Genomic DNA, 12,774 nt, shown 5'->3' with positions numbered 1-12,774 from the left:
GACCCCACATGGGTATTTTCGACTTCCTCTCCGGTGAATTCATCGATGTCATCCACTGGGTGGACGACACCCGCGACACCATGGTCTGGCGCTTCGAACGCGAAGGCCACGAGATCAAGTATGGCGCCAAGCTGACAGTCCGCGAGGGTCAGGCAGCGGTCTTTGTACACGAGGGGCAGTTGGCTGATGTCTTCACCCCCGGTCTTTACATGCTTGAGACCAATAACATGCCAATCATGACGACGCTTCAGCACTGGGATCACGGATTCAAAAGTCCGTTCAAATCGGAAATCTATTTCGTCAACACGACCCGCTACAACGACCTCAAGTGGGGTACCAAAAACCCAATCATCTGCCGCGATCCCGAATTTGGACCTGTTCGCCTGCGCGCCTTTGGGACGTATTCGGCCAAGGTCGCGGACCCCGCCAAGTTCCTCGTCGAAATCGTTGGCACCGACGGCGAGTTCACGATGGACGAGATCAGCTTTCAGATCCGCAACATCATCGTGCAGGAAATGTCGCGCTCGCTCGCCAAGTCCGGCATTCCCGTCCTGGATATGGCCGCTAACACGCGCGAGCTGGGCCACATCGTGGCCAAGGAAATCTCGGCCCAGGTTGCGGAATACGGCCTGGTGATCCCCGAACTTTACATCGAAAACATATCGCTGCCCCCCGCAGTCGAGGCGGTGATGGACAAGCGATCTTCGATGGGCGTGGTCGGGAACCTCAATAACTATATGCAGTTTCAGGCCGCTGAGGCGCTGGGGCGCGAAGGTGGCGGCGCAGGCGATGCGATGCAGGCCGGCCTTGGGGCTGCGATGGGTTTACAGATGGGCAACATGGCAGCCGGGCAAGGCCCTTGGGGTGCCCGGCCCTCGGCAGGTGGCAGCAACACACCGCCACCGGTCGAACACGTCTGGCACACCGCTGAAGGGGGCCAGACGAAGGGTCCGTTTTCCAAGGCGCGGATGGCCCGGATGGCCGCAGAAGGCGAACTCACGCGGGAGACCTATGTGTGGACTGCAGGCCAGGACGGATGGCTGAAGGCCGAGGATGTGACCGAACTCGCGCAACTCTTCACGATCCTGCCGCCCCCGCCACCGGGGGCGTGATGGAGTTGGCGTTACCCGCCGATCAACGAGGGGAGCGTCAGCGAAATCGCCGGAACGAAGGTGATCAGCATCAGTGCGGCAAAGATGGCGAGGTAAAAGGGCCAAATCGTGCGAACGGCCTTTTCCATCGGCAACTTGCCCACGGCGCATCCGACGAACAGACACGAGCCCACAGGTGGCGTGCACAGGCCGAGACCCAGATTGACCAGCAGGATCATCCCGAACTGGTAGGGGTCCACCCCGAGAGCGTTGGCAACGGGCAGAAAGATCGGCGTGCAGATCAGGATCAGGGCAGCCATGTCCATGATCATGCCCAAAATCAGCAGAGCCACGTTGATCATCAACAGGATCAGGATGGGGTTGTCAGTCAGTCCAGTCAGGAAATCGACTGTCAGGTTGGGCACCCGGTAAAAAGTGAGCATGTAGGCAAACGCCCCAGCACAGGCGATCAGGATCATCACCATAGCCGTGGTACGCACGGCCTGCGTTACAGCAAGGCGGAACTTGTCCACTGTGATTGAACGGTAGACCACTAGAGTGACGATGAAGGCATAGATCGCGCCAAAAGCGCCGGACTCGGTGACCGTAAAGATACCCGACAATACGCCGCCCACGATGATAACGGCTGTCAGTAGACCTGGGATCGCGCCAAAGAACGCCATGACCAGTGCGGTCCAGCCCGGGAACCTCTCGGCCTGATAGCCGCGTTTCACTGCCACAAGATAGGCCGCCAGCGCCAGACACAGGCACATCAGGATACCGGGCACGACGCCGGCCAAAAACAGCTTTGAGATCGAAATGCCGCCGCCAGCGGCGATGGCAAAAATAATCATGTTGTGGCTGGGCGGGATGATAATCCCTGCGATGGAGGATGTGACGGTGACGTTCACCGCATAATCCGCATCGTACCCCTTTTCCTTCATAACTGGCACAAGGATCGAACCAAGGGCCGAAATATCGGCAATGGCTGAGCCGGAAATGCCGCCAAAGAGCATCGACGAGAACACGTTGACGATGCCAAGCCCACCACGCACCGCGCCTACGGCGGCTTGAGCAAAGCGCACCAAACGCATCGCAATGCCGCCGTGAAACATCAACTCGCCAGCAAAGATGAAGAACGGGATAGCCATCAGAGCAAAAACATTGATGCCCGATACAATCCGCTGAAACCCGATCATCAGCGGCAGCCCTTCATACCAGAAGGCGGCGATGGCCGAGATTCCAAGCGCAAAGGCCACTGGCGTGCCGATCACAACACACAAGGCAAAAACCCCAAGGAGTACCATTAGTCCCATATCAACCCCCTATTCGATGCTGTCGCAACGCTCATCCACACCAAGGTAATGGCGGATAAGGTGACTGACGGAAAACAGCAGGATCAACCCGCCACTGATGGTTAAAGGGAGAGAGCGCAGACCCTCGGGCAATTGGATCAGCGGGATCAGCGAACCCCATTTGAAGATGGTAAGTTGCGCACCATACCACAGCATCAGCAGCCCAAACCCCGCCATAATCAGATCAGTTAGGACGACAAATATGATGCGTACGCGTGTCGGCACTGCACTGCGTAAGAGAGAAACAGACAGATGCGTGTTTTCATAAACACCCACGGCGGCGCCGATGAAGGCGATGAACATCACAAGCAACAATGCGACCTGTTCGACCCATGTAGGTGTAGCGTTCAAAACGTAGCGCCCGAAAACCAACCAGCCAAAGATGACCGTCAGCACCACCAGCGCGATCCCGGTGAGGATGCGGCAGATCCAGGCGATCGTATCGAGGGTCTTGGTCATGCGGCGAATGGCGGGGGGCAGATCACTTGCGTCTTGCATGGATGTTCTCCGGTCAAAAAAAGCGCCCGGCCCCAAGAGATGCGGGGCCGGACGCCTTATTCTTAAAGCAGATCCGGGCTTAGTCGGTCGCCTGGATCAACTCGACCAAGGGGCGCAAATCCGGGTTGGATTCAAAGGCGGCCTCATAGACCGGGCCCATTGCAGCTTGGAAGGGTGCTTTGTCTGCCACTTCGTTGACAACAACGCCTGCCGCTTCAACCGCTTCACGGCTTGCAGCCTCACGTGCGGCCCACAGATCACGCTGCATCAGAGCAGATTCCTGTGCCGCTTCGGTTACTGCCGCCTGCATGTCGGCAGACAGACCCGCGAACGTGTCGGCATTGATGCAGATACACTCAGGGATAATCAGGTGTTGGGACAGCGAATAGAAGCCCGCAACCTCAAAGTGGCCAGTGGATTCGTAAGAAGGCCAGTTGTTTTCTGCACCGTCCACAACGCCGGTTTTCAAGGCTTGGTAGACTTCGGCAAAGGCCATTGGAGAAGCGTTGCCGCCCATTTCGTTGATCATGCCGGTGAACAGGTCGTTGTTCATGACCCGCACCTTCATGCCAACAACATCGGCAGGCGTGTTGATCGCCTTTTCGCCGTTGTAGAACGACCGGGCGCCGGCGTCATACCATGCCAGTGGCAGCAGTCCTTTTTCGGCCATGCCAGCGGCGATGGCTGCGCCACCTTCACTGTCCAGAACGCGGAACATGTGAGGGACATCTTTGAAGATGAACGGCAGGGATACGACGTTGGCCGCAGGCACAATCGGGCCGATGGGGCCCAGGTTGAAGTTGCCGATTTCCAGACCGCCCAGACGGACCTGCTCGACCGCGTCAGGCTGGCTGCCCAGTGTGCCGCCGTGGAACATCTGCAGCGTGATTTCGCCACCTGTCTTTTCAGCAACAAGCTCTGCGAATTTGTCCATCGCAACGGTGTTTGGATATCCGTCCACGTGGATGTTCCAACCGCGCCAGTTTTCGGCAAAAGCGGCTGTGCTAAGCACGCTGACGGCGACAGCACCGATCAGTGATTTTGTAAGTGTGTTGAACATAGTGTCCTCCCGGTTTGAGTTTTGAACTCTGTTTTAACCTTGGTCTTTCCATGTACGGGCAGGCAGATCCTCCGAACTGCGATGCCCTGAATTGACTTCGGTTTTCTTCCTCGCCCCCAAAAGAAGACTAGTATACTAGATTTGTCAACTGCGAATATCCCCCATAAAATCGCAGAAAATGGGCCCGTCTAGGCAGTGCCACGCACGGGGCGATTGTTCTCAATGTTAAAGATCATGCCGTCCAGCAGCTCTTCCAAATCAGGACGTGCCGCCGGGCCGTTAGAGATATCGACCAGCATTAGCGTGCCGTCTGGCCAGATTCCAAAGGCACCGGGTTCAGCAAAACGCGCAGACGTTTCTGCCTCTGACAGTGGGTCAGAAACGTAAAGACCCAGCGCGCGCATTTCTGCCTCACTCAGCCCATAGCACAGATCGAAATCCCAGCCGAACTCAGCCTTGTCTGCCTGCGCCTTCTCCTCCGAATCCGCAGATACCACGACCACGTCCATGACCGCCTGCCAAGCGGGCAGCACCGCATTCAGCTTGTTCAGGAACCGCTTGCAACGCGGGCAATGCTTGCCGCGATAAACAAAAAGCATCGTCCAGCGATCTTTGTCCTGACCAACCGAAACGGTGTCTCCGGACGTGGTGGACCAGGACATCTCATCAATGGGAGCGCCGACTCTGGGTTTGGAGTTGGTCATAGCAATACCTTTAGCGTCTGTGCCCTACTTAGTCGGGGGTGTTTCGGGTTCGAAGTAGTTGGCGTTGGTCGCCGATATCTGCTCGATCGTTTTGTCCAGTCGGGACAAATGAAGCATGCCACACCTTATGGCCTCAGCCGCATCATGGCGTTTGATCGCTTCGGCCATACTCCGATGATCCTCAACCAGCTCCGGCAGTCGATCGACTTTTTCCAGACTCAATGTGCACAACCGGTCAACTTTGGATTTTTCAGCCATGATCACATCAAAGGCAAACTCCGCTTGTGCGATTCGACACAGAGTCTCGTGAAATTCATAATCCAGCTTGCCGAACGCATCATTGTCTCCAACCGCGATCATCTGATCTTGTCTGGCAAGGGCGGCGTCTAGTTCTGCGGCTCCCTGCGCGTCGCACCGTTCAGCGGCTAGGCGCAGCACTTCTTTTTCGACGGAAGCACGGACAAAGCGTGACTTGACGATCTCGCGGGATGAAAACCGTTTCACTTCGGTGGCGCGCTGGGGGCGGATCAACAAAAGGTTGCGGGTGGCAAGACGGCTGAACGCATCACGGACCGGTTGGCGCGATACGCCAAACTGCGCGGCAATGTCGGCTTCGGAAATCTTGTCACCGGGGCGCAGCCGCAACGACAGAATCTCGTCATGGAGATAATCGAATATGTCGTCCACGCTTGTGCGGCGTTCGTTGAAATTTGTCACTTGCACCATTGCGCGCTCTCCCCTTTGGGTCGTTCCATCGCCTTTTAACGAAACGCAGGCAAAAACAACAACCTTGACCCGCTCTATGCGCCCAGCCTGACACTGGCATGCCTCGGTTTGGGATCAATATGAACAGTTGGGACTGGTATACCAGTTGTTTAACTAGTATACCAGTCCCAACGCATACATAGAGGAACAGCACATGAAACTTGCAGGGCAGACGGCAATCATCACCGGTGGTGGGCGCGATATTGGACAAGCCGCAGCGCTAAAGCTGGCCGCAGAAGGTGCGCGGGTAGCGATCAACTATTTCTCCAGCAGCGATGGTGCGGATGCTGCCGTCGAGCGCATTACATCCGAAGGCGGGCAGGCTTTTGCTCTCAAAGGAGATCTCACAAAACCAGAAGATGTCGATGCGCTTGTTTCGAAAACCGTAGCTGAGTTCGGCAGCATTGACGTACTGGTCAACAACGCAGGTGGCCTGATCGCACGCAAGACGATTGCGGACATGCCGCTCGATCACTGGAACGCTGTGATGGACTTGAACCTGACTAGCACCTTTTTGATGACCAAAGCGTGCCTTGAACATATGAAAACTGGTGCAATCGTGAACCTTGCCAGCCAGGCAGGTCGTGATGGTGGCGGCCCCGGCGCCGTGGCCTACGCAACGTCCAAGGGGGCTGTAATGACCATGACCCGCGCGCTGGCCAAAGAACTGGGTCCGGACATCCGGGTCAATGCGCTGTGCCCGGGCATGATCGACACCGACTTTCACAACGTGCACACGCCGGATGCAGGTCGCCGCGGCTTTGAGGCCGCTGCCCCCGTCAAACGACAGGGCAACACTGATGACGCCGCCAATCTGATTCTGTTCCTAGCCTGCAACGACTCGGCCTTTATCACTGGCACCAATATCGACATCAACGGCGGTATGCTGTTCTCCTGACCTCTCGGAAAGGCTACAAACATGTCTGATTTTCCCATCGTCTCCACCGGTGAAAATGTGTCCCGACAAGTCCTGTCGGACCATCCAGATTTGATGGTCGTCGCATTTCGCTTTGATGCGGCAGGGGCCGAAGGGGCGCTCCATAACCACCCACATGTCCAGTCCACTTATGTGGAAAGCGGGCGGTTCCGGTTCACCCTGGGTGAAGAAACACGCGAGGTAGGCCCGGGCGACAGCTTTGTCGTACCCTCGAATCAAACCCACGGATGCGTATGTCTGGAACCAGGCCAGTTGGTGGATTGCTTTACCCCACGCCGCGACGACTTTCTTTGAGCCTGCCGGATATGCACCGCACATACTGGGCAGGACGCGCATAATTGCCCTGCCCGGCAGTCGTTGGGGTGTACGGGCGCGGTGATCTTTACACGGGTGCAGCCATATCACTCTTCCATGGGTGACTTTTCTGCATCCCACTCTATTTTTCGTATATACCCTGCAAACGGTCGTCAAGTGACTTCACCGGGCCATGCAGCCACAACGCCTGCTCAAGCACTTTTTGGCTGTTCGCAGGTCAAAGCGATGGCCATTCATTATGGCCATGGATGTCTGACCCGGCTACACCTGAAGAAACAGACTCGACGCGCCCGAAACAGCCACTTCGCAAAGGACGCAAACCCATGCGCCGCAATGCCACAATGACGCTCCACTGGCTAAACTTCGGGCTGGTCATTTTGTTGGTGGCAGGCGGGCCGATTCCGTTTCTGGCATGGATATTCGCGATTAGCGGGCTTGCCATCTGCGCGGTTGCAACCTTGCGCGGGTTGATGAACGGCCCCGGCCCCAAGCTTCAAGGCACGTTACGCGCAACCCACCCTTGGCTAAGTCGGGCGATGTATGTGGGTACTGGCGGGGTCGCCGCGATCACAATGTGGGTCCTGCTAGGCGGTGACTGGGGCGGGCCCAGTCTATCGGAACTCTACTTCTATTTGCTCTCCGCCTCGTCACTTCACGCAATTTTCCATTTATGGCGACACACTGCCCTTGGCGACGGTGAGCTGCGCCGGATCACGCCAACGATGATGCAAGGTATGCTATGACTGACCTGCCCGACCTTTCAACCGGTTCCCCGCCGGCGGATCACCGCTTTCCCTGCGACAATTGCGGGGCCGATTTCCGCTTTGATCCAGCAGCAGGCACGTTGATCTGCGACCACTGCGGCAACACCAGCACCATCGAAGGGACGCGCGATGCCGCTCCAACTGCAATCCACGAACTTGACTACCGCGCAGCACTAAACGCGAACCTGCCCAGCACAGAAATCGAAGAAACTCGCGTTTCCAAATGTCCCAATTGCGCAGCGCAAGTTGAATTTGATGCCAACATCCACGCAGCCGAATGTCCGTTCTGTGCCACACCCGTGGTCACCGACACAGGCGCGCACCGCCACATCAAACCACGCGGCGTCCTGCCTTTCGCCATGAGCGAGGTGCAGGCCCGCAAGGCGATGACCGACTGGCTCGGGCGCCTTTGGTTTGCGCCAAATGGGCTAAAGGACTACGCGCGCAAGGGTCGGACGATGCAGGGCATTTACGTTCCCTACTGGACGTTTGATGCAGACACACGCAGCGCCTATGCTGGCGAGCGCGGCACCGTCTACTATGAAACCCAGACAGTCGTGCGGGACGGCAAACGCAGTCAGGTGCGCGTGGCCAAAGTCCGCTGGCAGCGCACAAGAGGCAAAGTCGCGCGGTTCTTTGACGACGTGCTTGTCCTGGCGTCGACGTCCCTACCCAAGCATTTCACGGACGCGCTGGAGCCATGGGACCTTAGCGCGTTGCAACCCTACGCCCCCGAATTCCTCGCGGGTTTCCGGGCGGAAGGCTATTCAGTAGAACTGGATCAGGGATTTTCCGAGGCCCGCGTGCGAATGGACAATATCATCGCCCGCGACATCCGCTTTGACATCGGCGGGGATCGGCAGCGCATCCATTCCGTGGACACGAAACTTGGGGAGGTCACGTTCAAACATATCCTGCTTCCCGTTTGGCTTGCCGCTTACAAATACCGGGGTGAAACCTATCGGTTTGTCGTGAATGGGCGCACAGGCCGGGTACAGGGCGAACGGCCCTACTCGACTGGTAAAATCCTACTTGCTGTTCTCGTCGGAGCGCTAATCGCCGGAGCCATCGGCTTTTCCATGGCGATGCAACAATGAGCGACTACGACACCTTGCTGGATCTGTTGCAAGCCCGCTTTTCTTGCAGGGCGTTCCTGTCGACCCCCGTACCTCAGGACGACATCGCCAAAATCGTTGCCGCGGCACGTCACGTCCCTAGTTGGTGCAACGCTCAGCCGTGGCAGTTGATCATTACGCAAGGGGCCGCAACAGACACTTTCCGCACGGCGCTTTTTGAAGCCGCCGGCAAAACGCCTCCATCGCCCGACCTTCCATGGCCTGAAGGCTACCCCGGCATCTATGGGGACAGGCGACGGGCTTGCGGGTTCCAGCTTTATGAGGCTGTGGGGATAGAAAAAGGCGACCGGACGGCATCAGGCGCTCAAATGATGGAGAACTACAAACTGTTCGGCGCACCCCACGTGGCCATAGTGACGGCGCCGCGTGCCCTTGGCCCTTACGGGGCAATGGACACCGGCGGCTTTGTCACCGCCTTCTGCCTTGCGGCACAATCGCTGGGGGTTGCCACCATCCCCCAAGCAGCCATCGCCGCACAGGCCCCTTTTGTGCGCGGGCACTTCAACGTCCCCGAGGATGAGATGATCCTCTGCGCCATCTCATTTGGCTATGCAGACCCAGACCATCCCGCCAACGGCTTCCGCACCGAACGGGCCGAGCTTGATGAAATCATCGATTGGCGCAACACATGAGAGCATTACTGCAGCGGGTAAGCGAAGCGCGCGTCGATGTCGCGGGGCAAACCGTCGGCCAGAGTAGCGCTGGCCTCCTGATCTTCGTTTGCGCCATGCCCGGCGACGACACCGGCACCGCCGAGTCTCTTGCCTTGAAAATCTCCAAGCTGCGCCTGTTCAAGGACGAGGCAGGCAAGATGAACCTGTCTATCCTTCAAACCGGCGGTAGCGCCCTCGTAGTCAGTCAGTTCACGCTGGCAGCGGACACCTCACGCGGCAACCGACCCGGTTTTTCCGGAGCTGCAGGTCCTGCAGAGGCCGAGGCGCTTTACCTTCACTTCGCGCAGTCCTTGCGCGATCTCGGAATTGAAACAGAAACAGGCACATTTGGCGCTGATATGGCCGTATCCTTGATCAATGATGGACCCGTTACGATCTGGCTGGATACAAACGCCGCCTGATCACACGTTCACATGCGCAGGTTTCGTGCCACATGGTTGAAAGCCCGCGTGCGTACACTTTCTGGTATTAACCATGTGTTCAGAAACACCCTATCGCTGCATTAGATCAGAATTTATCACTCATTTTAGTCGGTTTAATCCGAGTGCGCGGGGGCCACACGCGGATCATGCAGTGAAAAAGGTGATCCTGTGGCCAAGCTTACATCCGAAATGCGGCATGCTTTTCATTGCCTTGGAGTTTCTCCTGATGCGGATCTGAATGCTATTCGATCGGCATGGAAAAAGATCGTTCGCCATTATCACCCTGACCAATTCAAGAACGACAAGGCGGAAGGAAACCGGCGGCTGGCAGAGTTGAACGCCGCCTTCGATCTGGTCTCTGACTGGACAGAAGAAGGCGTAGGTTACGCCTCTTATCAAGCTGCCCAGTCACGCAAGGCGGCAGCGAAACACAAAGCCACCGCCGAACGCGCTTCCGCCCAACGCAAAAAACAGGCTGACCAGAAAACTGAAGCACTCAAACAACAGCGCTTAGAAGAAGCGGCAGCACGAAAACGCGCCGCCGAGCTGAATCGCCAAGAGGCTTTAAAAAGGGCTGCCGCAGAATCCGCCAGTGAGTCGGTGTGGCCTAACACACGGGCAAAAGACAGTTTCCTTGCCGCTTTGAGCCACCTTGCAACGCAGCCCAAAAACCAGTTCTCGCTTTCGCTCTAGGCGGCATGTAATCAAACATGTCCCAGCACAGGAAGCTCTCACCCTCAAGCTTCCTGAAACGCTGTTTGGCGGAACGAAACGGACTTACGACCGCACACTGTGCAGTTCACCAGTCCAGTCCTCCGTTGGTATCTTCGGCTCAGTCGGATCGGCTTCGTAAGATGGCGTCATGATCTGCACACCGTTTTCATTGAAAACATCCAGAATATTCTCGTGTAAATCCGACAAAATCTTGGGTCTGCTCGCCCCTCGACTGCTGTATGCATTGATCTGATAATTGACAGCGTAGTCTGCCAGTCCAGTGCACAAAACAAATGGATGTGGGTTTTTCTTAAGCCCTTCTGTGCGTCGCGACGCCTCGATTAGCATGGCTTTGACCTTTTCCTTGGGCTCTTCATAGCCAATTCCGACGGTGGTGTATAATAACAGACCACTGCCATCGATTTTGCGCGTAAAGTTCACGACTTCGGAATTCAGCAGTTGCGAATTCGGAATGCTGATCATCTCATTCTTCGTTGATTTAATGAGGGTTTCCATCAGCTTGATATCCACAACGTCGCCAACTCGATCCCCTACTTCGATCCTGTCTCCCACATTGGTGCTGCGCCGATAGATAACGAAGAGGCCTGCCATCATATTGCTGACAACTGTGTTGGAGCCGAGAGACACCATAATCCCGGCGAGTATCGTCAAACCTTGGAACACGACGGAATCTGAGCCAGGGATGAACGGATACGAAAACACCAGAGCGATGAGGATGACCATGACACGGGCCAGGTAGAACGTCGGCCCAATCCAATGTGGCTCAAAGTCTTTCAACGTGAAAGTGCCGGCTTCCAAATTGTCGAAGAACAGTTTTAACGCATTCAGCGCATATCGCGTCACAATGGCGATTATCGTCAGAGTAATCAGATTAGGAAGCTGATCTACGAAACCCTGAAATATCCCCAAAAGCGGTGCAGACACATACGTCAAAAGCGCTTCTGCAAATGGACGGGTTTCCGCAAACGCAAGCAGTACGAAGGTCAGGTAATAGTAAAGAACGACGAGATAAAAGACCCATAGCAAGACTTTGACACCGAACTTCGCCAAATTGGCCAGTGCTTTACCTCGGACAACGGCGCCTGTTGCTTGCTCCAGCCCCTGAAATCTCCGACGGACCAATTTCGCAACCATTTCGCCCGCTTTATCCTTCGATCGAAAGAACAGAACTGACAGTATGACGAAACCGATGCTCCAACCCAGTGCAGACACGGCACTTTCGACCCGGGCATCCGTTGACCGTTCTGAACGATATGCAAGTATCGCATCGACGATTGCTTCGGCCTGAAGCCCCGCAAGTACGTCAATATCGATCTGTTCGAGTTTCGCATCCGCGAGCGTTGTGATCGTTATCATATTGCCGCCGATAGAAATCTGTCGACCAAACTGAACATCTTCAATGGACGGCTGTATTTTTTCCTTGCTCACTGACCGGGCGGCCAGCCGTATCCGTTCCTCGATCCTGTTTGCACGCTCAGTTGCAGGCAGAACGGATGTGCCTCTGACCAGAAAGAGCTTTTCGTTTTCGAATGTGACCGGTGCCGCAAGAATTCCGTCATCAAGCACGGAAGTTGCCAAATCCATACTGGCTTTGTCCGACGCCTCCTGAGCGGATGACAACGAAGACAAAATGCAGAACACCACACAGGACAAGGCCGCAATCCCATTGCTTCTTATCCAATGACCAATTCCGTTCATAGCCGCACTCCCTTAGATTCTTTCTGCGTGGACGACCCTTGCACACGAGGTTCAACCGGGAAAGTATGCTCGATAGCGCGGCGGCGAGATGTTCGTTGAACCCAGAGTGGTTTCGCCGGGCACACTTTCAGAAGGACCGGCAACTTCAGGCATGGGATCGTTATTGGCGTTGTGGTGGTCGGCGCATAAATTTCCGTGAGATGCACCGTTATTTTCGGGCAAGCAGTCAATTCGCCCTAGCGCCTGATAGAAATTCTGTGAGTAAACCTGTGCCCCTGCACAGGGTGCGCCTCAAACTACCCAAAACCTTAGGGCTCTCGAAACGCTTCACGCGACTTATAAAGTGGCTTCAAAAGGTACTGAAGCACGGTCTTCGAACCCGTGTGCAGCTCCACCTCTGCCTGCATCCCCGGCCAGATCGCGATGCTTCTTTGCCGGACGCTCAGATCAGACGTATCCACCCCAAGCGTCACCTTGTAATGCGGGTTGCCATCAGCCTTGCGTTCGTCCTTGAACGTATCCGCCGAGATAAGACGCACCCGCCCTTTGAGCGAACCATAGATCGTGTAATCATAAGCGCTCAGCTCGATCGTCGCCTCCTGACCGGGGCGTACAGGGAT

The 12,774-nt window shown here is 56.2% G+C and carries 14 protein-coding genes and 1 pseudogene; 8 read left to right on the top strand and 7 right to left on the bottom strand.

Features of this window, described 5'->3' with window-relative positions; translation table 11 throughout:
* The first annotated feature begins 8 nt into the window (after window positions 1–8).
* Entirely contained in the window at window positions 9–1,112 is a 1,104-nt protein-coding gene (locus ABJD00_RS18580) for an SPFH domain-containing protein (RefSeq protein ID WP_413831813.1), read from the top strand.
* 11 nt (window positions 1,113–1,123) lie between these two features.
* Here ABJD00_RS18580 and ABJD00_RS18575 read toward each other — a convergent pair whose 3' ends face one another.
* The 5 genes from ABJD00_RS18575 to ABJD00_RS18555 all read right to left on the bottom strand — a co-directional run bounded on the left by ABJD00_RS18575 (window position 1,124) and on the right by ABJD00_RS18555 (window position 5,434).
* Complete coding sequence (locus tag ABJD00_RS18575) at window positions 1,124–2,407, bottom strand: TRAP transporter large permease (RefSeq protein WP_413831811.1); 1,284 nt, start codon at window positions 2,405–2,407, stop codon at window positions 1,124–1,126.
* Between the two features lie 9 nt (window positions 2,408–2,416).
* Window positions 2,417–2,944 carry a TRAP transporter small permease gene (locus ABJD00_RS18570; protein ID WP_413831809.1) on the bottom strand — a complete coding sequence of 176 codons (528 nt, stop codon included), beginning with the start codon at window positions 2,942–2,944 and terminating at the stop codon, window positions 2,417–2,419.
* A gap of 79 nt (window positions 2,945–3,023) precedes the next feature.
* Complete coding sequence (locus tag ABJD00_RS18565) at window positions 3,024–4,004, bottom strand: TRAP transporter substrate-binding protein (protein WP_108837134.1); 981 nt, start codon at window positions 4,002–4,004, stop codon at window positions 3,024–3,026.
* 188 nt (window positions 4,005–4,192) lie between these two features.
* Window positions 4,193–4,708 carry a peroxiredoxin family protein gene (locus tag ABJD00_RS18560; RefSeq protein ID WP_413831807.1) on the bottom strand — a complete coding sequence of 172 codons (516 nt, stop codon included), beginning with the start codon at window positions 4,706–4,708 and terminating at the stop codon, window positions 4,193–4,195.
* Between the two features lie 24 nt (window positions 4,709–4,732).
* On the bottom strand, window positions 4,733–5,434 hold the full coding sequence (locus ABJD00_RS18555; protein WP_413831805.1) for a GntR family transcriptional regulator: 702 nt from the start codon (window positions 5,432–5,434) through the stop codon (window positions 4,733–4,735).
* A 193-nt stretch (window positions 5,435–5,627) separates the two neighbouring features.
* On the opposite strand from ABJD00_RS18555, the gene ABJD00_RS18550 reads away from it, so the two are divergent.
* The 7 genes from ABJD00_RS18550 (at window position 5,628) to ABJD00_RS18520 (ending at window position 10,414) form a co-directional block, all read left to right on the top strand.
* Window positions 5,628–6,371, top strand: a complete 744-nt coding sequence (locus ABJD00_RS18550; RefSeq protein ID WP_413831803.1) for an SDR family NAD(P)-dependent oxidoreductase — start codon at window positions 5,628–5,630, stop codon at window positions 6,369–6,371.
* Window positions 6,372–6,392: 21 nt separating this feature from the next.
* A complete protein-coding gene (locus ABJD00_RS18545) occupies window positions 6,393–6,704 on the top strand; it encodes a cupin domain-containing protein (RefSeq protein ID WP_413831801.1) in 312 nt (103 codons plus the stop codon).
* 344 nt (window positions 6,705–7,048) lie between these two features.
* Window positions 7,049–7,468 carry a hypothetical protein gene (locus tag ABJD00_RS18540; protein WP_413831799.1) on the top strand — a complete coding sequence of 140 codons (420 nt, stop codon included), beginning with the start codon at window positions 7,049–7,051 and terminating at the stop codon, window positions 7,466–7,468.
* Window positions 7,465–8,586, top strand: coding sequence for a TFIIB-type zinc finger domain-containing protein (locus ABJD00_RS18535; RefSeq protein WP_413831797.1), 1,122 nt, complete (start codon window positions 7,465–7,467; stop codon window positions 8,584–8,586). Before ABJD00_RS18540 ends, ABJD00_RS18535 begins: the two co-directional genes overlap by 4 nt.
* The gene (locus ABJD00_RS18530; protein ID WP_413831795.1) at window positions 8,583–9,257 is read left to right on the top strand and encodes a nitroreductase; all 675 of its coding nucleotides are present in this window, start codon (window positions 8,583–8,585) and stop codon (window positions 9,255–9,257) included. Before ABJD00_RS18535 ends, ABJD00_RS18530 begins: the two co-directional genes overlap by 4 nt.
* The gene (gene dtd / locus ABJD00_RS18525) at window positions 9,254–9,700 is read left to right on the top strand and encodes a D-aminoacyl-tRNA deacylase (protein ID WP_413831793.1); all 447 of its coding nucleotides are present in this window, start codon (window positions 9,254–9,256) and stop codon (window positions 9,698–9,700) included. Before ABJD00_RS18530 ends, dtd begins: the two co-directional genes overlap by 4 nt.
* 189 nt (window positions 9,701–9,889) lie before the next feature.
* A complete protein-coding gene (locus ABJD00_RS18520; RefSeq protein ID WP_413831791.1) occupies window positions 9,890–10,414 on the top strand; it encodes a J domain-containing protein in 525 nt (174 codons plus the stop codon).
* An 84-nt stretch (window positions 10,415–10,498) separates the two neighbouring features.
* Here ABJD00_RS18520 and ABJD00_RS18515 read toward each other — a convergent pair whose 3' ends face one another.
* Entirely contained in the window at window positions 10,499–11,884 is a 1,386-nt protein-coding gene (locus ABJD00_RS18515; protein ID WP_413849856.1) for a mechanosensitive ion channel family protein, read from the bottom strand.
* Between the two features lie 578 nt (window positions 11,885–12,462).
* Window positions 12,463–12,768, bottom strand: a pseudogene (locus tag ABJD00_RS18510) (transporter); the annotation flags it as partial.
* Window positions 12,769–12,774 lie beyond the last annotated feature (6 nt).

This window comes from Tateyamaria sp., assembly GCF_039945315.1.
Taxonomy (GTDB): domain Bacteria; phylum Pseudomonadota; class Alphaproteobacteria; order Rhodobacterales; family Rhodobacteraceae; genus Tateyamaria.
This window is presented reverse-complemented; position numbering and strand designations above follow the sequence as displayed.

Coding starts and splice junctions, on each gene's coding strand:
- ABJD00_RS18535 (WP_413831797.1), top strand. CDS start 7,465: ATGACTGACCTGCCCGACCTTTCAACCGGTTCCCCGCCGGCGGATCAC.
- ABJD00_RS18560 (WP_413831807.1), bottom strand. CDS start 4,708: ATGACCAACTCCAAACCCAGAGTCGGCGCTCCCATTGATGAGATGTCC.
- ABJD00_RS18540 (WP_413831799.1), top strand. CDS start 7,049: ATGCGCCGCAATGCCACAATGACGCTCCACTGGCTAAACTTCGGGCTG.
- ABJD00_RS18530 (WP_413831795.1), top strand. CDS start 8,583: ATGAGCGACTACGACACCTTGCTGGATCTGTTGCAAGCCCGCTTTTCT.
- ABJD00_RS18580 (WP_413831813.1), top strand. CDS start 9: ATGGGTATTTTCGACTTCCTCTCCGGTGAATTCATCGATGTCATCCAC.
- ABJD00_RS18565 (WP_108837134.1), bottom strand. CDS start 4,004: ATGTTCAACACACTTACAAAATCACTGATCGGTGCTGTCGCCGTCAGC.
- ABJD00_RS18570 (WP_413831809.1), bottom strand. CDS start 2,944: ATGCAAGACGCAAGTGATCTGCCCCCCGCCATTCGCCGCATGACCAAG.
- ABJD00_RS18555 (WP_413831805.1), bottom strand. CDS start 5,434: ATGGTGCAAGTGACAAATTTCAACGAACGCCGCACAAGCGTGGACGAC.
- ABJD00_RS18550 (WP_413831803.1), top strand. CDS start 5,628: ATGAAACTTGCAGGGCAGACGGCAATCATCACCGGTGGTGGGCGCGAT.
- ABJD00_RS18545 (WP_413831801.1), top strand. CDS start 6,393: ATGTCTGATTTTCCCATCGTCTCCACCGGTGAAAATGTGTCCCGACAA.
- ABJD00_RS18575 (WP_413831811.1), bottom strand. CDS start 2,407: ATGGGACTAATGGTACTCCTTGGGGTTTTTGCCTTGTGTGTTGTGATC.
- dtd (WP_413831793.1), top strand. CDS start 9,254: ATGAGAGCATTACTGCAGCGGGTAAGCGAAGCGCGCGTCGATGTCGCG.